The organism is Streptomyces zaomyceticus, assembly GCF_014656215.1.
In the GTDB taxonomy this organism is placed as follows: Bacteria; Actinomycetota; Actinomycetes; order Streptomycetales; family Streptomycetaceae; genus Streptomyces; species Streptomyces zaomyceticus.
In genome coordinates, this window is sequence record NZ_BNBZ01000007.1 from 35,024 (window position 1) to 53,496 (window position 18,473).

Sequence of the window (18,473 nt, forward strand, 5' to 3'; positions counted from 1 at the left end):
TCTATTCGCCCAGGTACACGCGCGGGACGCGCGCGCCGATCCGGGTGACGATCTCGTACGCGATGGTGTCGGCGGCCACCGCCCAGTCCTCGGCGGTCGGTTCGCCCCGGTCGCCGGGCCCGAAGAGCACGGCCTCGCATCCCGGCTCGGGGACGTCCCCGCCCAGGTCGACGACGAACTGGTCCATGGCGACCCGCCCCGCGACCGTGCGGACGACGCCGTCGACGAGGACCGGGCCGCGGCCCGAGGCGTGCCGGGGAACGCCGTCGGCATAGCCGAGCGGGACGAGCCCGAGGGTCGTCTCCGTGTCGGTGACGTAGTGGTGGCCGTAACTGACACCGTGCCCGGCCGGCACCTGCTTGACCAGGGCGACGCTCGCCTTGAGCGACATCACCGGCCGCAGCCCCAGCTCGGCGGAGGTGCCCAGCTCCGGACTCGGCGAGACCCCGTACATGGCGATACCCGGACGGACCAGGTCGAAGTGGGACTCGGGAAGGGTGAGCGTGGCCGGCGAGTTGGCGATGTGCCGGACCTCGGGCTCGATACCTGCCTTCTCGGCGTGGTCGAGCATCGAACGGAAGACATCGAGCTGGGCGGCGATGGAGGGGTGGTGGGGCTCGTCGGCGCACGCGAAGTGCGACCAGAGCCCGGTGACCTTGACGAGACCGTCGGCCTCGGCCTTGAGCGCCGCCCCCACCAGCTCGGGCCAGTCGGCGGGCTGACAGCCGTTGCGCCCGAGCCCGGTGTCGGCCTTGAGCTGCACACGGGCGGTCCTCCCGGTGGCACGCGCCGCCTCGACGACCTCCTCCAGCGCCCACATCCCGCTCACGGCCATGTCGAGGCCGGCCTCGATGCCCCGGTCCCAGGGGTCGCCCGGTGTCCAGAGCCAGCACATGACGGGCACGTCCGTGATCCCGGCGGCCCGCAGCGCGAGCGCCTCGTGCGGAGTGGCCGTACCGAGCCAGTCCGCGCCCGCTTCCAGGGCGGCGCGGGCACAGCGCACCGCGCCGTGTCCGTACGCGTCGGCCTTGACCACGGCCATGATCCGGACGTGGGGGGCGACGCGGGCGCGCAGCGTGCGGACGTTCGCACGCAGCGCACCGAGGTCGATCTCGGCGCGGGCTCTGCGGGGCGGCGGTGTCTCAGTCATCGCGCCCAGTCTCTCAGGTGTCAGCTACCGGGCCGCTTCCCCCAGATGTAGACCCGGTCACCCTTGCGCAGCACGTCCCAGAGTTTCCGGGCGTGGGCATGGCTGAGATTGACGCAGCCGCGGCTGCCGGTGGGCGTGGCGAGCTGTCCGTAGACGGAGTGGAAGGCCTGCCCGCCGCTGAAGAACTGGGAGTAGGGCATGGGGGTGTTGTAGATGGAGGACCAGTGGTCCTTGTGACGCCAGTAGACGGAGTGCCACCCGGTCCGCGTCGCGTACCCGGCGCGCCCGCTCCGGATGTTCACCACCGCGAAGGTGACCTTCTTGTCCTTCCGCACCCACATGAGCTGCCGGTCGAGATCGACGCAGGCCACCGCGTACTTCCGCACGGGGCAGCGCCGCTTCGGGTCGAGGCTCTTGCGGGCGGCCAGCAACTCGGCCCGGGCCCAGGTGACCGGCCCGGCGTACCCGTTGGCGGGCTTGATCTTCTGCTTCACCTGGAAGGCCCGGACGGCCAGACAGTCGGCGGCGGACTGCTTCCCGTCGACCTTCAGCCCGAGCAGCCTCTCGACCTGCCGCTGACGGGTCCCGGTGGCGGCGGTACAGGCGGCCCCCACCGCGCTCCGCGGCATGTGCTCGACCCACTCGTCCACCTCCTCCCCGGGCCGGGGCACGGGCACCTCGCCCTCGGGCTGCAGCGGGGGCAGCACCTGGTCGGGCGTGTCCATCGGATACTCGGGCCCGTCCCCGGCCACCCCGGGCACGAGCGCGTCGCCCTCGCCCGGATCGGGGGCGCCGGCGAGGACCCCCGGCCCGCGTGCCTCCCCCGGACCGGGACCGTCGGCGAAGGCCCCGCCCCCGGACGCGGGCACGAGCAGGACGCCGAGGAGAACGGACAACGACACGGCACGACTTCTCGATCTGATCACCCACCCACCCAATCCCCGGGCGGTCGGGCGGGCGCGCCGGGAGACGCGGGCGGGGCAACGGGTTCGGCCGAGTGGGGGTGAGGGCGGGGAGGTCCCGGGCGCGGGGCGCGGGGCGCGGACCGAGGGGCGTGGGGGCGCGGGGCGTGGGGCGCGGGGCGCGGGGCGTGGGGCGCGGGGCGCGGACCGAGGGGCGTGCCGTCCTAGGACCCCGACGTCACATCCCGCCACGCGCCCCCCAGCGCCCCCGCCACCTCCCCCGCCGTCACCGGCCCCCGTTCCTCCGACACCCGCCGCGCCGCAAGGCCGTGGAGGTACGCCGCGCAGGACCCCGCGTCCAGGGGGCGCAGGCCCGCCGCGAGGAGTGAGCCCGCGAGGCCGGAGAGGACGTCGCCGCTGCCGGCCGTCGCCAGCCAGGCCGTCCCCGTGGGGTTCACCCGTACGGGACCTCCCGAACCGTGCACGAGCGTCGTCGAGCCCTTGAGCAGCACCGTCGCCCCGTACCGCTCGGACAGTTCCCGTACCGCCGCGAGTCGTCCCGCCTCGACCTCGTCCCGGGCCACGCCGAGCAGGGCCGCCGCCTCGCCCGCGTGCGGGGTGAGCAGGGTCGGCGCGCTGCGGGCCCGTACCAGCGCCGGGTCGAGACCGCGGAGCCCGTCGGCATCGACGAGGACGGGCACCTCCGAGGCGAGGACCTCCGCGACGCCGGGCTCGTCGCCGAGCCCGGGCCCGACGACCCAGGCCTGCACCCGCCCGGCCTTGCCGGGCGGCCCCGCGTGGACGAGGGTCTCCGGGTGCCGGGCGATCACCGCGTCGGCGGCGGCTCCGACGTACCGCACGGCCCCCGCTCCGCCCCGCAGGGCCCCCTCGACGGTGAGGACGGCCGCTCCCGGATAGCGGGCGGAACCGGCGACGACGCCGAGGACCCCGCGCCGGTACTTGTCGCTCCCGATGTCCGGTACGGGCAGCAGCCGCGCCACGTCCTGGTGCTGGAGCGCCTCCAGGTCGGGTACGCCCGGCAGTTCGCCGCCGAGTCCGATGTCGACGAGCCTGAGGGCGCCCGCGTAGGACCGCGCCGGGTCGACGAGGAGAGCGGGCTTGTACGTCCCGAAGGTCACCGTCACATCGGCCCGCAGCGCCTCCCCGGCGATCTCTCCCGTGTCCGCGTCGACGCCGCTCGGGAGGTCGACGGCGACGACGACGGCGTCGGAGCCGCGGGCGGCCCGGGCGACGGGTACGGCGGCGGGCCTGAGGCCGCCCCGCCCACCAATGCCGGTGATGCCGTCGAGGACGAGGTCGGCGGCGGCGAGCGGTTCGAAGGGGTCGTCGGCGGCGCTGTCCACGACGCGGCCTCCGGCCGCCCGGAGCGCCGCGAGTCCGCCGTCGTGGGCGCGGTCGCCGAGCAGGACGGCGGTGACCCCGGCGCCGCGCCGGGCGAGCCGGGCGCCGGCGAGGAGGGCGTCGCCGCCGTTGTCACCGCTGCCGACGAGGAGGACGACCCTGGCCCCGTACACCCGCCCCTTCCCGAGGAGTGAGCAGCAGGCGGCGGCGAGTCCGGCGGCGGCCCGTCCCATGAGGGCGCCTTCGGGCAGACGGGCCATGAGGGCGGCTTCTGCGGCCCGTACGGTCTCCACGCGGTAAGCGGTTCGCATGGTCGCAGTCTGCCCCAGCCCTCGGGGCCCTGCCGGGAGGCGAGGGTTGACGCCCACCTCCGATCGACTTAGGTTTGCCTTACCTAAGTGGTCGTCGACGTCCGTCTCCCGGGCGGCACGACCCTCGCCCGACCCGCCGCCGCCCGGCGGCCGGCGAAGGCACCACCCCCTGGGGGTCCCCGAACGCGCGCGGCACACGCAACCCGCCGCCGGCCCTGGCAGCCGCGCGCACACGACCGGGGGCCCGGCCGTCCTCCGACGGCCGGGCCCCCGGCCCCTCGCGCTTCCCGACCTCAGGCCTCCGCGATCACCACCGCGGACGCCACCCCCGCGTCATGACTCAACGAGACGTGCCAGTGCTTCACGCCCAGCTCCGCCGCCCGCGCCGCCACCGTCCCGCTCACCCGCAGCCGCGGCTGCCCGGTGCCCTCGACGTACACCTCGGCATCCGTCCAGTGCAGCCCGCCCGGCGCGCCGAGCGCCTTGGCGACGGCCTCCTTCGCGGCGAACCGCACCGCGAGCGAGGCGGCCCCGCGCCGCTCACCGCTGGGGAGCAGCAGCTCCCGCTCGACAAAGAGGCGCTGGAGCAGCCCCGGTGTCCGTTCGATCGACGCCGCGAAGCGATCGATCTCCGCCACGTCGATCCCCACCCCGATGATCATCTGTTCACGCTCGCACACTCACTCCACGGTCACGGACTTGGCCAGGTTGCGCGGCTGGTCCACCTCGTTGCCCCGCGCGGTGGCGAGCTCGCAGGCGAAGACCTGGAGCGGCACCGTGGAGACCAGCGGCTGGAGCAGCGTAGGCGTGGCCGGGATACGGACGAGATGGTCGGCGTACGGGACGACCGCCTCGTCGCCCTCCTCGGCGATGACGATCGTCCGGGCACCGCGCGCCCGGATCTCCTGGATGTTGGAGACGATCTTGTCGTGGAGGACGGAACGGCCCTTGGGCGAGGGGACCACGACGACGACCGGCAGATCCTCCTCGATGAGCGCGATCGGCCCGTGCTTGAGCTCTCCGGCCGCGAAGCCCTCGGCGTGCATGTACGCCAGCTCCTTGAGCTTCAGCGCGCCTTCGAGGGCGACCGGGTAGCCGACGTGCCGGCCGAGGAAGAGCACGGTGTTCTTGTGGGCGAGGGAGCGGGCGAGGGCCCGGACCGGCTCCATGGTCTCCAGGACGCGCTCGACCTCGTCGCCGATCCTCGCGAGCTCACGGACGACGGCCCGGACCTCGTCGCCCCACTTCGTGCCGCGCACCTGCGCGAGGTAGAGCGCCAGCAGGTAGCAGGCGACGAGCTGGGTGAGGAAGGCCTTGGTGGACGCGACGGCGACCTCGGGCCCGGCGTGCGTGTAGAGGACGGCGTCCGACTCCCTGGGGATCGTCGACCCGTTCGTGTTGCACACGGCGAGGACCTTCGCACCCTGCTCACGGGCGTGCCGGAGCGCCATCAGGGTGTCCATCGTCTCGCCGGACTGGGAGATCGCGACGACCAGCGTGCGCCGGTCGAGGATCGGGTCGCGGTAGCGGAACTCGCTGGCGAGCTCGACCTCGCAGGGGATCCGGGTCCAGTGCTCGATGGCGTACTTGGCGATGAGACCGGCGTGGAAGGCGGTGCCGCAGGCGATGATGACGACCTTGTCGGCCTCGCGGAGCACCGCGTCGGGGATGCGCACCTCGTCGAGGCTGAGCCGCCCGGAACCGTCGATACGGCCCAGGAGGGTGTCGGCCACGGCCTTGGGCTGCTCGGCGATCTCCTTGAGCATGAAGTAGTCGTAGCCGCCCTTCTCGGCGGCGGAGGCGTCCCAGTCGACGTGGAAGGCCCGCACGTCGGCGGGGGTGCCGTCGAAGTGGGTGACGGTGACGCCGTCCCTGGTCAGCTCCACGACCTGGTCCTGGCCGAGTTCGATCGCCGAGCGGGTGTGGGCGATGAACGCGGACACGTCGGAGGCGAGGAAGTTCTCGCCCTCGCCGACACCGACGACGAGGGGCGAGTTCCGGCGGGCGCCGACGACCACGTCCGGCTGGTCGGCGTGCACGGCGACCAGGGTGAACGCCCCGTCGAGCCGCCGGCACACCAGCCGCATGGCCTCCGCGAGGTCTCCCGCGGAGGAGAACTCCTCCGCGACGAGATGGGCCACGACCTCGGTGTCCGTCTCGGACGCCAGGTCGTGGCCGCGTTCCGCGAGCTCCTCGCGCAGGGCGGCGAAGTTCTCGATGATCCCGTTGTGGACGACGGCGACGCGCCCCGCGTTGTCCAGGTGCGGGTGCGCGTTGACGTCGGTCGGCCCGCCGTGCGTGGCCCAGCGGGTGTGTCCGATGCCCACGGACCCGCCGGCCAGCGGCCGGTCCACGAGCTCCTTCTCCAGATTGACGAGCTTGCCCGCCTTCTTGGCCGCGGCCAGCCCTCCGTCGGAGAGCACCGCGACACCGGCCGAGTCGTAGCCCCGGTATTCGAGCCTCTTCAGGCCCGCGACGACCACATCAAGCGCCGACTGCCCGCCGACGTATCCCACGATTCCGCACATGGCGGCAGCCTACGACCGAACACGGCCGAAGGGCCGGAGTCAGGACAGCTTGGCGGCCTGCGCGTCGACGAGGGCCTGCGGCAGCGCCGCGACGCCGCCGGGGGCGAAGCTGATGGTCGAGAACGACGCGAGCGTGTTGCCCTTCCGGAAGACGACGAGCTTGCTGGTGAACGCCTCGCCCTCCAGGTCACTGGTGACGGTGAAGGCGACCGCCTCCTCACCGGCGGTGACGCTCTCCGCCACGACCTTGCTGACCTTGGTGCTCTCCTTCAGGTGGACGACGGAGAAGCCGCCGGCGCACTCGGTGCCGGCCTTCTTCACCGAGGCGAAGGCGTCCTGGGCACCCTGCCCCTCGTACGAACCGAGCGTCACCGCCGTCACCTCGACGCCGAGCGCCCCGGCCAGCGCGTCCTCGGGCTTCGCCGACGCGTCCTTCTTCGGCTCCGCGAGCACCTTGCGCTCGGCCGACGCCGCCGGCGAACCGGGCGAGATGAAGGACATGGCGTGGGCGATCGGCGCGCAGGAGGCCTTGTCGGTGGTGACCTTGTCCGCCGTGACGACGTCCTCGGCCCCGGCCTTCTGCACCTGGTAGCCCTTGAGGTCGGCCTTCTCGACGATCAGCTTGTCGAGCTCGGCCGCGGACAGGGCCTCGGCCGCCGGCGCGGCGGTGGTGGTGGAGGCGCTGGGCGCGCCGCCCTTGCCCTTGTCGTCGCTCTTCTCCCCGCCGCCACAGGCGGTGACGAGCAGGGCGAAGGAGACGGCGGTGGCCGCGACGGCGGCGCTTCTCATGGACGTACGCATCTGAGCTGGCTCTCTGTTCTCTTCGTGAGTTCGTGCTGACTTCGTGCCGCCTGCGGCGGCTCCCCCCCCGCGTGAAGTCCGGAACCCACGCGGCATCAGAATGATCACCCTAGAGGGAGGGTCGGACAACGGCTTTTGCGGCGTGACCGACCCCACGGCCCACGAAGGCCGCCGACCCCCGACAATGGCGGGGTGATCACTTCGCCGCCACGAGGCGCCAACGGGGACGGCCCCGCCGACGGAAGCGGGCCCCGCGCCGCAGCCGGGTCCGGGGGCGCACCCGCCCACGGGGGCCCCCGCCACGGCAACGGCCACCGCCGGCCCTCCGAGGCGACCCCGTACGTCGACTTCACCCGCGCCGAGTGGAGCGATCTCCGCGACAAGACGCCGCTCCCCCTGACCGCCGACGAGGTCGAGCGGCTCCGCGGCCTCGGGGACGTCATCGACCTCGACGAGGTACGGGACGTCTACCTGCCCCTGTCGCGGCTGCTCAACCTGTACGTACAGGCCACCAGCGGACTGCGCGGCGCCCTCAACACCTTCCTCGGCGAGAGCGCCGAGCAGCGCGGCACCCCGTTCGTCATAGGGGTCGCCGGTTCGGTCGCCGTCGGCAAGTCGACGGTCTCCCGTCTCCTCCAGGCCCTGCTCGCCCGCTGGCCGGAGCACCCGCGGGTGGAGCTGGTCACCACGGACGCCTTCCTCTACCCGATGGAGGAGCTGAAGGCCCGCGGGCTGATGTCCCGCAAGGGCTTCCCCGAGTCGTACGACCGCCGGGCCCTGACCCGGTTCGTCGCGGACATCAAGGCGGGCAAGGAGGAGGTCACGGCCCCGGTCTACTCCCACCTCATCTACGACCGCGTGCCCGGCGAGCGGCTCGTCGTCCGCCGCCCGGACATCCTCATCGTGGAGGGGCTGAACGTCCTCCAGCCGGCGCTCCCCGGCAAGGACGGCCGGACCAGGGTCGGACTCGCGGACTACTTCGACTTCTCGGTGTACGTGGACGCGCGCGCGGAGGACATCGAGCGCTGGTACCTCAACCGGTTCCGCAAGCTGCGCGACACCGCGTTCCAGAACCCCTCCTCGTACTTCCAGCGCTACACCCAGGTCTCCGAGGAGGAGGCGCTCGACTACGCCCGCACCATGTGGCGGACCATCAACAAGGTGAATCTGCTGGAGAACGTGGCCCCGACCCGGGGCCGGGCGACGCTCGTCGTCCGCAAGGGACCCGACCACAAGGTGCAGCGGCTCAGCCTCCGCAAGCTCTGACCCCCTGTCTCCGTAAGCTCGGGGGATGCTGCACCTCCGGATGATCGTCCCGCAGGACCGCACCGCCCCCGCGGTCGAGCTGATCGAGTCGACGGTCGGCACCACGCATCTCGTGGTGCTGCCCGGTGCCGCCCGGGATCCCGTCGGCGACCTGGTCATGTGCGACGTGGCGCGCGAGTCGACCGACGAACTCCTGCACGGCCTGCGCGGCATGAAGATCGATCAGGACGGGTCGATCGCGGTGGAGAGCATCGACCTGTCGATGTCCACCCGGGCGGACCGGGCCGAGGAGGACGCCCCGGGCGAGGGCGCGGACGCCGTGATCTGGGAGCAGCTGGCGGAGGCGACCCACGAGGAGTCGACGCTCTCCTTCACCTATCTCTCCTTCATGGGCCTCGCGACGATGATCGCGGCCTGCGGTGTCGTCCTGGACAACGCGATCCTGATCGTGGGCGCCATGGCGGTCGGCCCGGAGTTCGGCCCGCTCGCCGGGGTGTGCACGGCGATCGTGCAGCGGGCACCGAGACTGGCGGTACGGTCCCTGACCGCGCTGCTCGTCGGCTTCGCGACGGCGATCCTGGCGACGACCCTGTTCAGCCTGCTCATGGACTGGCTGAACCAGTTCAGCGAGGAGATGCTGGACGCGGAGCGTCCGCAGACCAGCTTCATCTGGCAGCCGGACCTGTTCTCCTTCGTGGTGGCGCTCCTGGCGGGCGCGGCCGGGACCCTCTCCCTCACCTCGTCCAAGTCGGGCGCCCTGGTGGGGGTGGCGATCTCGGTGACGACCGTTCCGGCGGCGGCGAACGCGGCGGTGGCGCTCAGCTACGGCGAGGTCGGACAGATGTGGGGGTCGATCGAACAGCTGCTGCTCAATCTGCTGGGCATCATGCTGGCGGGCACGGCGACCCTGGCGCTCCAGCAGAGACTGTGGCGCAAGCACCGCGGGCGTCTGAAGCGCCGTCTGCGGCGGGGCTGACCCCGTACACGAGCAGGCCCCGCCGTACCGGACTGCGGTACGACGGGGCCTCCATGCGCATGACGGTGCTTCAGAAAGGTTAGCCCAGCGCCGACTTCACGACATCCGCGAGGCGCTGCGCGACCGCGCGCGCCTGCTCGATGTCGGCGGCCTCGACCATGACGCGGACCAGCGGCTCGGTGCCGGACGGGCGCAGCAGGACACGGCCGGTGGAGCCGAGCTCCTGCTCGGCGGCGGTGACGGCGGCGGCGAGGTCTCCGGAGGTCTTCACCCGGGCCTTGTCGACGTCCGGGACGTTGATGAGGATCTGCGGCAGCCGCTCCATCACCCCGGCGAGGTCCGCGAGGGACTTGCCGGTGGCGGCGACGCGGGCGGCCAGCATCAGACCGGTGAGGGTGCCGTCGCCGGTGGTGGCGTGGTCGAGCACGATGACGTGCCCGGACTGCTCGCCACCGAGCGCGTAGCCGTGCTCCTTCATGGACTCCAGGACGTAACGGTCGCCGACCGCCGTCTGGACGAGGTTCAGGCCCTCGCGCTCCATGGCGAGCTTGAAGCCCAGGTTGGACATGACGGTGGCGACGACGGTGTCCCCGCGCAGCGCACCGGCCTCGCGCATGGCGAGGGCGAGCACGGCGAGGATCTGGTCGCCGTCGACCTCGTTGCCCGCGGCGTCCACCGCGAGGCAGCGGTCGGCGTCGCCGTCGTGGGCGATGCCCAGGTCGGCGCCGTGCTCGACGACGGCGGCCTTCAGCAGCCCGAGGTGGGTGGAGCCGCAGCCGTCGTTGATGTTGAGGCCGTCCGGCTCGGCGCCGATGGTGACGACCTGGGCGCCGGCCCGGGCGAAGGCCTCGGGCGAGACGCGGGCGGCGGCGCCGTGGGCCTCGTCGAGGACGACCTTGAGACCGTCGAGCCGGTTGGGGAGGACGGACATCAGGTGCGCGACGTACGTCTCGAAGCCCTCGTCGTAGTCACGGACCCGGCCGACACCGGCACCGGTCGGGCGCTCCCAGGGGGCGCCGGTGCGGTGCTCCTCGTAGACGGCCTCGATCTTGTCCTCGAGGTCGTCGGCGAGCTTGTGGCCACCGCGCGCGAAGAACTTGATGCCGTTGTCGGGCATGGCGTTGTGGCTGGCGGAGAGCATCACACCGAGGTCGGCGCCGAGGACGCCGGTGAGGTGGGCCACGGCCGGGGTCGGCAGGACGCCGACGCGCAGGACGTCGACGCCGGCGCTGGCGAGCCCCGCCACGACGGCGGCCTCGAGGAACTCTCCGGACGCGCGGGGGTCACGGCCGACCACGGCGGTCGGCCGATGGCCCTCGAAGGTGCCCGCCTCGGCGAGCACGTGCGCCGCCGCGACCGACAGGCCGAGCGCGAGCTCCGCCGTGAGGTCCGCGTTGGCGACACCGCGTACGCCGTCCGTGCCGAAGAGTCGTCCCACAGCTGTCCTCCGAGAAATACGTGCCCAAGCTGATGAAAGAAAAAGGGGTTATGAAAAAACGTACGCCCCGACGGCACGGGCAGTGCCGCCGGGGCGTACGAAAGCAGGCGAGCAGGCGATTAACGCTTGCTGTACTGCGGAGCCTTACGGGCCTTCTTGAGACCGGCCTTCTTGCGCTCGACCGCACGGTCGTCGCGGGAGAGGAAGCCGGCCTTCTTCAGCGCCGGGCGGTTGTTCTCGACGTCCGCCTCGTTCAGCGCACGGGCCACGCCGAGGCGCAGGGCGCCGGCCTGACCGGAGACACCGCCACCCGCGATGCGGGCGATGACGTCGTAGCGGTTGTCGAGCTCGAGCACCTTGAAGGGCTCGTTGACTTCCTGCTGGTGCACCTTGTTGGGGAAGTAGTCCTCAAGGGTGCGACCGTTGATCTTCCACTTGCCGGTGCCCGGAACGATCCGGACGCGGGCGATGGCGTTCTTGCGACGGCCCAGGCCGGCGGCCGGCTGCGGGTCGCCGAAGCGGGACGCGAGCGACTCGGAGGTGTACTCACCCTCGACGAGCTCGGTCTCGGTGGTGTACTCCTCAACGCCCTCGAACTCGTCGACGGGGGTCTCGGGGGTGGTCTCGGCCACGATGCTCCTCAGATTTCTTTCGTTCTTAGGGGGTGTGGCCGGAACTACTGCGCGACCTGGGTGATCTCGAACGGAACCGGCTGCTGCGCAGCGTGCGGGTGGTTCTCGCCCGCGTAGACCTTCAGCTTCGAGATCATCTGACGGCCCAGGGTGTTCTTGGGGATCATGCCCTTGATGGCCTTCTCGACGGCCTTCTCGGGGTTCTTGGAAAGCAGCTCGTCGTAACGGACGGAGCGCAGACCACCCGGGAAGCCGGAGTGGCGGTAAGCCAGCTTCTGGGTCTTCTTGTTGCCGGACAGGTGGACCTTGTCAGCGTTGATGATGATGACGAAGTCGCCCATGTCCATGTGGGGCGCGTAAACCGGCTTGTGCTTGCCTCGCAGGAGGTTCGCAGCCGTGGTCGCCAGACGGCCCAGGACGATGTCCTGCGCGTCGATGATGTGCCACTGGCGAGTGACATCGCCGGGCTTGGGGCTGTACGTACGCACTTCGTAGCCTTCGCTTCTTCAGTGGATGGAGTCCAGACACACCTGAAGCGATCATGCAGCTGGGGCCTGCACTGCCGGGACACCGCCCGTATGCGAGCCACTGGTAACTGCTCCAGGGAACCTGCGTAAGGGCCTTTCGCGTGAAACGACGAAGCCACTACGCATAACAAACGGCAACACTACCCGCGCCACCCCGGACGGGTCAAAACGCCGCGGGCCACCGGACCCGACCGCCGAGGTCACCGCCCCCGACCACCGCCGGTCCCCGGTCGACCGGGGAACACCGACGTCCGACCACCCACCGCCGACCGCCGACGGCCGACGGCCCGCCAACGGTCGACCGCCGACGGCCGACCACCCACCGCCGACCGCCGACCGCCCGAGGTCACCGCGCGCGCTCGACCCGCCGCTCGTCCCACACCGGCTCCGTCGTCTCCCGGACGACCCCGTCCGAGCCGAAGACCAGGAAGCGGTCGAAACTCTTCGCGAACCAGCGGTCGTGGGTCACGGCGAGCACCGTCCCGTCGTACGCCTCGAGACCGTCCTGCAGGGCCTCCGCCGACTCCAGGTCCAGGTTGTCCGTCGGCTCGTCGAGCAGCAGCGCCGTGGTGCCCGCCAGCTCCATGAGCAGGATCTGGAACCGCGCCTGCTGCCCGCCCGAGAGCTTGTCGAATGGCTGGTCGCCCTGCCGCTCCAGCTCGTACCGGCGGAGCATCGACATCGCACCGCCCCGGTCCTTGGCGTGCTCCGTCCACAGGATGTCGACGAGCGGCCGTCCGGTGAGCTCCGGGTGCGCGTGGGTCTGCGCGAAGTGCCCCGGCACCACCCGGGCGCCCAGCTTCCAGGCACCCGTGTGGGCGACCGTCGGATCCCCCGCGAGCAGCCGCAGGAAGTGTGACTTGCCCGACCCGTTCGAGCCGAGGACGCCGACCCGCTCCCCGTAGAAGATCTCCAGCGAGAACGGCTTCATGAGACCGGTCAGCTCAAGGTTCTCGCAGGTCACGGCGCGGACACCGGTCCGGCCGCCGCGCAGCCGCATCTTGATGTCCTGCTCGCGCGGCGGCTCGGGCGGCGGACCCGCCTCCTCGAACTTCCGCAGCCGCGTCTGGGCGGCGGCGTACCGCGAGGCCATCTCGTGGCTGACCGCGGCGGCCTGCCGCAGGTTGACCACCAGCTTCTTCAGTTGGGCGTGCTTCTCCTCCCAGCGCCGCTTCAGCTCCTCGAAGCGGGCGAACCGCTCGCGCCGGGCCTCGTGGAAGGTGTCGAAACCGCCGCCGTGCACCCAGACGTCCGAGCCGGCCGGGCCGGGCTCGACCGCGACGATCTTCTGCGCGCCCCGGGAGAGCAGCTCCCGGTCGTGCGAGATGAACAGCACGGTCTTACGGGTCTCCCGCAGCCGCTCCTCCAGCCAGCGCTTGCCGGGGACGTCGAGATAGTTGTCCGGCTCGTCGAGGAGCAGCACCTCGTCGGAGCCGCGCAGCAGGGACTCCAGGACGAGCCGCTTCTGCTCACCGCCGGAGAGCGTCCGCACCTCCCGGAACTGCGCCTTCTCGTACGGCATGCCGAGCGCGGCCATGGTGCAGATGTCCCAGAGCGTCTCCGCCTCGTACCCCTGCACCTCGGCCCAGTCGCTGAGGGCCTGCGCGTACCCCATCTGCGCGGCCTCGTCGTCGACGGTCATGATCAGGTGCTCGGCCTCGTCGACGGCCTTCGCGGCCTCCCGGATCCGGGGCTGGGCCACCGATACCAGCAGGTCACGGACGGTGGACTCGTCCCGCACGGAACCGACGAACTGCGGCATCACACCGAGTCCGCCGCTGACGGTGACGGAGCCGCCGTGCGGCTGGAGCTCCCCGGAGATCAACCGGAGCAGTGTGGTCTTGCCGGCGCCGTTGGCCCCGACGAGGGCGACGACGGCGCCCTCCCCCACCCGGAAGGAGGCGTCCCCGAGCAGGACCCTCCCGTCGGGAAGGTAGTACTCAAGATGCGCGGCCTCGACATGTCCCATGAGGTGCATTGTCGCCGCCCGCGTCGGCTCGGCCCAACCGGTTTAGGATGCGCGGCATGAGCTTTGGGGGACCGCAGTGGCCGCAGGAGCCGCAGCAGGGCGGGCAACAGGGGTACGGACAGCCGCCGCAGGGACAGCAGGGGTACGGGCAGCAACAGCCCGGCTTCGGGCAGCAGCAGGGCTACGGACAGCAGCCGCCGGCCTTCCCGGGGGCGCAGGGGGCGCAGGGGTCCCAGGATCCCTTCCCGGGCGCCCAGGGCGGCGGCGGGACACCTGACTGGGGCGCCCTGGCCGATGCCTCGGCCTCCCGCAACCGGCGCAAGCGCTGGCTGATGATCGGCGGCGGCGCGCTGGCCGCCCTGGTCGTCGGCGCGATCGTCGCCACCGCCGTGGTGGCCACCGGCAAGAAGAACGACGAGGCCAAGAACGGCGGGGGCCCGACCGGCACGGCCTCCCCCACCGCCTCGGCGACCCCCGAGCCGACCTTCTCCTCGGTGGCGCCGCCGCCTCCGCCGAACCCGAAGGACTACATCTCGGACCCGAAGAAGGACAAGGCTCCGATCTCCGCGGAGGGCCTCTTCCCGGGCAAGAAGCTGACCATGAACAAGCGCCCGTACAAGAAGGGCGCCACCTCGGCGACCAGCGACTGCGCGGCCGTCACCCAGGGCGGCCTCGGCGCCGTCCTGAAGAAGAACGGCTGCCAGAAGGTGCTCCGCGCCACCTATGTGAAGGACGGCGTGGCGATCACCGTCGGCGTCGCCGTCTTCCCGTCGGAGGCCGCGGCCCTGAAGGCGAAGAACCAGGCCACCGGCGGCATCGCCCCGCTGGCCGGCGCGGGCGTGGGCGATTTCTGCCGCGCGACGGTCTGTCTGCGCCGCTCGAACTCGGTCGGCCGCTACGCGTACTTCACCCAGGCCGGCTTCGCCAACGGCAAGAAGGTCACCAAGGCCGACAAGCCGGTCTTCCAGGCCAGCGACGACCTGGGGACCTTCGCCTTCAACCAGATCTACGCCCGCGGCCGCGCCCAGGCCTCAGCAGCAGCCGGCGCTCCCGGGGAGTGACCGCTTGTTCCTGGCCTCCAGATTGCGGGCGGCCAGGAGCTCGTCGGCCGGGTAGCCCACCTCTTCGAGGGTGAGGCCGTGCGGCCGCACGACGTGCACGGCGGAGTCACGGACGCCGGCCGCGAGGACCTTGCCCGGCCAGTCCACCGGCCGGTGCCCGTCGCCGACGAAGAGCAGGGCGCCGACCAGCGAGCGGACCATGTTGTGGCAGAAGGCGTCGGCCTTCACGGTGGCTTCCATCACACCGTCCGCGCGCCGCTCCCAGCGCAGCTCCTGGAGCGTGCGGATGGTGGTGGCACCCTCGCGCTTCTTGCAGTACGCGGCGAAGTCGTGCTCGCCGACGAGCGCGGCGGCGGCCTCGTTCATGGCGTCCATGTCGAGGGCCCAGTCGTGCCAGAGCACATGCCCGCGCAGCAGCGGGTCGACCCCGCCGGGGTTGTCGGTGACGCGGTACGCGTAGCGGCGCCAGATCGCCGAGAACCGGGCGTTGAAGCCGCTGGGGGCCTCGGCGACGGACCAGACGCGCACATCGTGGGAGAGGCGCCCCGCGAGCCGCCTGAGCAGCTTGTCGTGGTGCTCGGCCCACAGCTCGACGGGCAGGTCGACATGGGCGACCTGGCCGCGGGCGTGCACCCCGGAGTCGGTCCGGCCGGCCACCGTCAGCTCGTACGTCTCCTTGGACCGGGTCACGGTCCGCAGGGCGTCCTCGATGTCCCCCTGCACGGTCCGCCGGCCCCCGGCCTGCTTGGCCCAGCCGGAGAAGTCCTTGCCGTCGTACGACAGGTCAAGCCGAACCCGTACGAACCCGTCCTGCACGTCATCGCTCACGCGGAGATCCTCTCAAACACACGGGAACGGGCCCGCACCCCAGGGGGTACGGGCCCGCACACGAGAAACGTCGGGAACGCTTACGCGTCCTTCGACTCCTCGGCGGCCTCGGTCTTGGCGGCCTCGTCGGCCTCCTTGACGGCGCGCACGGTGGCGGCCTCGGCCTCGGCGACGGTCGCCTTCTTGGCGATCTCGCCCTCGACCAGCTCGATCACGGCCATCGGGGCGTTGTCGCCACGACGGTTGCCGATCTTGGTGATACGGGTGTAACCACCCGGACGCTCCGAGTAACGCGGGGCGATCTCGGTGAAGAGGGTGTGGACGATGCCCTTGTCGGTGATCGTCTGCAGCACCAGGCGACGGTTGTGGATGTCGCCCTTCTTCGCCTTGGTGATCAGGCGCTCGGCGACCGGACGCAGGCGACGGGCCTTGGCCTCGGTCGTGGTGATGCGGCCGTGCTCGAAGAGCGACTTCGCCAGGTTGGCGAGGAGCAGCTTCTCGTGCGCGGCGGAACCGCCGAGGCGGGCACCCTTCGCGGGACGCGGCATGGTGTTTCTCCTTGTGATCTGCACCGGCCGTATGAGGTACCGATGTCAGTGTCCGAGCGGGCGGTCACCCGTCGGAGACCCCGCGCCCCAGAGGGGCGCGGGGAACTGCGTGACCGGCCGGAGCCGGCCCGCAGCCAAATCTGGACCGTCGGGCCCGAGCGATCAGTACTGCTCGGTCTCGACGAAGCCGGCGTCCGCGTCGTCGTCCGCGCCGAAGGCGTCGGCGGCGGCGGTCGGGTCGAAGCCGGGGGGCGAGTCCTTCAGCGCGAGGCCCATACCGGCCAGCTTCGCCTTGACCTCGTCGATCGACTTCGCACCGAAGTTGCGGATGTCGAGCAGGTCCGCCTCGGAGCGCGCCACGAGCTCGCCCACGGAGTGGATGCCCTCACGCTTGAGGCAGTTGTACGAACGAACGGTGAGCTCGAGCTCCTCGATCGGCAGCGCGAGGTCGGCGGCGAGGGCGGCGTCCGTGGGGGACGGGCCCATGTCGATGCCCTCGGCGTCGATGTTGAGCTCGCGCGCCAGACCGAACAGCTCGACCAGGGTCTTACCGGCGGACGCCATGGCGTCACGCGGGCGCATGGCCTGCTTGGTCTCGACGTCGACGATCAGCTTGTCGAAGTCGGTGCGCTGCTCGACACGGGTCGCCTCGACCTTGTACGTGACCTTGAGCACCGGGGAGTAGATGGAGTCGACCGGGATACGGCCGATCTCCTGGCCCGCCTGCTTGTTCTGCACGGCGGAGACGTAGCCGCGACCGCGCTCGACGGTCAGCTCCATCTCCAGCTTGCCCTTGCCGTTGAGCGTGGCGAGGACGAGGTCGGGGTTGTGCACCTCGACACCGGCCGGGGGCGCGATGTCGGCGGCGGTGACCAGACCCGGGCCCTGCTTGCGCAGGTACATCACGACCGGCTCGTCGTGCTCCGAGGAGACGACCAGCTGCTTGATGTTGAGGATGAGGTCGGTCACGTCCTCCTTGACGCCCGGCACGGTGGTGAACTCGTGCAGGACACCGTCGATGCGGATGCTGGTGACAGCGGCACCCGGGATCGAGGAGAGGAGGGTACGGCGGAGGGAGTTGCCGAGGGTGTAGCCGAAGCCCGGCTCCAGCGGCTCGATCACGAACCGGGAGCGGAACTCGTCGACGACCTCTTCGGTCAGCGAAGGACGCTGAGCGATCAGCATGTCTGTATTCCTTCAGTCGTGGACGCCCACTATTTGACGCCCTACGGAGTTGTTGCTACTGCAAGAGTACGGGCGGCACGGTCCGAAGAGCCGTACCGCCCGAATTCTGTGTCAAGCAGCCGTGCGTCAGACGCGGCGGCGCTTGGGGGGACGGCAGCCGTTGTGCGGCGTGGGGGTGACGTCCTGGATCGAACCGACCTCGAGGCCCGTGGCCTGGAGGGAGCGGATCGCGGTCTCGCGGCCGGAGCCCGGACCCTTGACGAAGACGTCAACCTTGCGCATGCCGTGCTCCTGCGCGCGGCGGGCGGCCGACTCGGCGGCCATCTGCGCGGCGAACGGGGTCGACTTGCGCGAGCCCTTGAAGCCGACGTGGCCGGCGGAGGCCCAGGAGATCACGTTGCCCGAGGGGTCCGTGATCGAGACGATCGTGTTGTTGAACGTGCTCTTGATGTGCGCGTGGCCGTGAGCGACGTTCTTCTTTTCCTTGCGGCGCACCTTCTTGGCAGCGCCCTGACGACCCTTGGGGGGCATCTATATCTCCTACGGGAGGTGGTCGGTCCTACAGCGAAGACCGCTTGGTCAAGCGTCCGCTGAGGACTACTTCTTGCCCGGCTTCTTCTTGCCGGCGATGGCGCGACGCGGGCCCTTGCGGGTACGAGCGTTCGTGCTGGTGCGCTGGCCGCGGACGGGCAGGCCACGACGGTGGCGCAGACCCTGGTAGCAGCCGATCTCGACCTTGCGGCGGATGTCGGCGGCGACCTCGCGACGGAGGTCACCCTCGGTCTGGAGGTTGGCGTCCACGTACTCGCGGATCTTGACGAGGTCTTCCTCGGCAAGGTCGCGGACACGGGTGGACGGGTTCACGCCGGTCGCGGCGAGAATCTCCTCGGACCGGGTACGCCCGATGCCGAAGACGTAGGTGAGTGCGACCACCACACGCTTTTCGCGCGGGATGTCAACACCGGAAACGCGTGCCATTCAATGGCTCC

Annotated in this window: 18 protein-coding genes; 3 read left to right on the top strand and 15 right to left on the bottom strand. The window is 71.3% G+C overall.

Going from position 1 to position 18,473, the window contains the following annotated elements:
- Window position 1 precedes the first annotated feature (1 nt).
- The 6 genes from alr to IE311_RS11895 all read right to left on the bottom strand — a co-directional run bounded on the left by alr (window position 2) and on the right by IE311_RS11895 (window position 7,042).
- Window positions 2-1,150 carry an alanine racemase gene (alr, locus tag IE311_RS11870; protein ID WP_189831611.1) on the bottom strand — a complete coding sequence of 383 codons (1,149 nt, stop codon included), beginning with the start codon at window positions 1,148-1,150 and terminating at the stop codon, window positions 2-4.
- A gap of 20 nt (window positions 1,151-1,170) precedes the next feature.
- Window positions 1,171-2,052, bottom strand: a complete 882-nt coding sequence (locus tag IE311_RS11875) for a L,D-transpeptidase family protein (protein WP_229901866.1) — start codon at window positions 2,050-2,052, stop codon at window positions 1,171-1,173.
- A 224-nt stretch (window positions 2,053-2,276) separates the two neighbouring features.
- Window positions 2,277-3,725 carry an NAD(P)H-hydrate dehydratase gene (locus IE311_RS11880; RefSeq protein ID WP_189831613.1) on the bottom strand — a complete coding sequence of 483 codons (1,449 nt, stop codon included), beginning with the start codon at window positions 3,723-3,725 and terminating at the stop codon, window positions 2,277-2,279.
- 293 nt (window positions 3,726-4,018) lie between these two features.
- On the bottom strand, window positions 4,019-4,387 hold the full coding sequence (locus tag IE311_RS11885) for a holo-ACP synthase (protein ID WP_189831614.1): 369 nt from the start codon (window positions 4,385-4,387) through the stop codon (window positions 4,019-4,021).
- An 18-nt stretch (window positions 4,388-4,405) separates the two neighbouring features.
- Window positions 4,406-6,253 carry a glutamine--fructose-6-phosphate transaminase (isomerizing) gene (gene glmS, locus IE311_RS11890; RefSeq protein ID WP_189831615.1) on the bottom strand — a complete coding sequence of 616 codons (1,848 nt, stop codon included), beginning with the start codon at window positions 6,251-6,253 and terminating at the stop codon, window positions 4,406-4,408.
- 39 nt (window positions 6,254-6,292) lie between these two features.
- Window positions 6,293-7,042, bottom strand: coding sequence for a hypothetical protein (locus IE311_RS11895; protein ID WP_229901867.1), 750 nt, complete (start codon window positions 7,040-7,042; stop codon window positions 6,293-6,295).
- A 204-nt stretch (window positions 7,043-7,246) separates the two neighbouring features.
- Here IE311_RS11895 and coaA point away from each other — a divergent pair, with 204 nt between their 5' ends.
- Both coaA and IE311_RS11905 read left to right on the top strand, forming a co-directional pair.
- The gene (gene coaA, locus IE311_RS11900; RefSeq protein ID WP_189831617.1) at window positions 7,247-8,320 is read left to right on the top strand and encodes a type I pantothenate kinase; all 1,074 of its coding nucleotides are present in this window, start codon (window positions 7,247-7,249) and stop codon (window positions 8,318-8,320) included.
- Window positions 8,321-8,345: 25 nt separating this feature from the next.
- Window positions 8,346-9,296: a DUF389 domain-containing protein gene (locus tag IE311_RS11905; RefSeq protein WP_189831618.1), complete on the top strand. Its 951-nt coding sequence runs from the start codon at window positions 8,346-8,348 to the stop codon at window positions 9,294-9,296.
- A 79-nt stretch (window positions 9,297-9,375) separates the two neighbouring features.
- Here the strand turns inward: IE311_RS11905 and glmM are convergent, their stop codons facing one another.
- The 4 genes from glmM to IE311_RS11925 form a co-directional block, all read right to left on the bottom strand.
- On the bottom strand, window positions 9,376-10,734 hold the full coding sequence (glmM, locus tag IE311_RS11910; protein WP_189831619.1) for a phosphoglucosamine mutase: 1,359 nt from the start codon (window positions 10,732-10,734) through the stop codon (window positions 9,376-9,378).
- Between the two features lie 119 nt (window positions 10,735-10,853).
- Window positions 10,854-11,366, bottom strand: coding sequence for a 30S ribosomal protein S9 (rpsI, locus tag IE311_RS11915; protein ID WP_015035601.1), 513 nt, complete (start codon window positions 11,364-11,366; stop codon window positions 10,854-10,856).
- 44 nt (window positions 11,367-11,410) lie between these two features.
- Window positions 11,411-11,854: a 50S ribosomal protein L13 gene (gene rplM, locus IE311_RS11920; protein ID WP_030318630.1), complete on the bottom strand. Its 444-nt coding sequence runs from the start codon at window positions 11,852-11,854 to the stop codon at window positions 11,411-11,413.
- A gap of 385 nt (window positions 11,855-12,239) precedes the next feature.
- Window positions 12,240-13,862: an ABC-F family ATP-binding cassette domain-containing protein gene (locus IE311_RS11925; protein WP_189831620.1), complete on the bottom strand. Its 1,623-nt coding sequence runs from the start codon at window positions 13,860-13,862 to the stop codon at window positions 12,240-12,242.
- Window positions 13,863-13,918: 56 nt separating this feature from the next.
- Between IE311_RS11925 and IE311_RS11930 the strand changes: the two genes are divergently transcribed.
- Entirely contained in the window at window positions 13,919-14,923 is a 1,005-nt protein-coding gene (locus tag IE311_RS11930) for a hypothetical protein (protein WP_189831621.1), read from the top strand.
- On the opposite strand, the gene truA is transcribed toward IE311_RS11930, so the two are convergent.
- The 5 genes from truA to rpsM form a co-directional block, all read right to left on the bottom strand.
- Complete coding sequence (truA, locus tag IE311_RS11935; protein ID WP_189831622.1) at window positions 14,894-15,751, bottom strand: tRNA pseudouridine(38-40) synthase TruA; 858 nt, start codon at window positions 15,749-15,751, stop codon at window positions 14,894-14,896. The genes IE311_RS11930 and truA overlap by 30 nt on opposite strands.
- A gap of 80 nt (window positions 15,752-15,831) precedes the next feature.
- Window positions 15,832-16,299 carry a 50S ribosomal protein L17 gene (rplQ, locus tag IE311_RS11940; RefSeq protein WP_189831623.1) on the bottom strand — a complete coding sequence of 156 codons (468 nt, stop codon included), beginning with the start codon at window positions 16,297-16,299 and terminating at the stop codon, window positions 15,832-15,834.
- Between the two features lie 162 nt (window positions 16,300-16,461).
- On the bottom strand, window positions 16,462-17,484 hold the full coding sequence (locus tag IE311_RS11945; protein WP_024755423.1) for a DNA-directed RNA polymerase subunit alpha: 1,023 nt from the start codon (window positions 17,482-17,484) through the stop codon (window positions 16,462-16,464).
- A 126-nt stretch (window positions 17,485-17,610) separates the two neighbouring features.
- On the bottom strand, window positions 17,611-18,015 hold the full coding sequence (rpsK, locus tag IE311_RS11950) for a 30S ribosomal protein S11 (protein WP_003956432.1): 405 nt from the start codon (window positions 18,013-18,015) through the stop codon (window positions 17,611-17,613).
- Window positions 18,016-18,081: 66 nt separating this feature from the next.
- Entirely contained in the window at window positions 18,082-18,462 is a 381-nt protein-coding gene (gene rpsM / locus IE311_RS11955; RefSeq protein WP_132912418.1) for a 30S ribosomal protein S13, read from the bottom strand.
- Window positions 18,463-18,473: the final 11 nt, after the last annotated feature.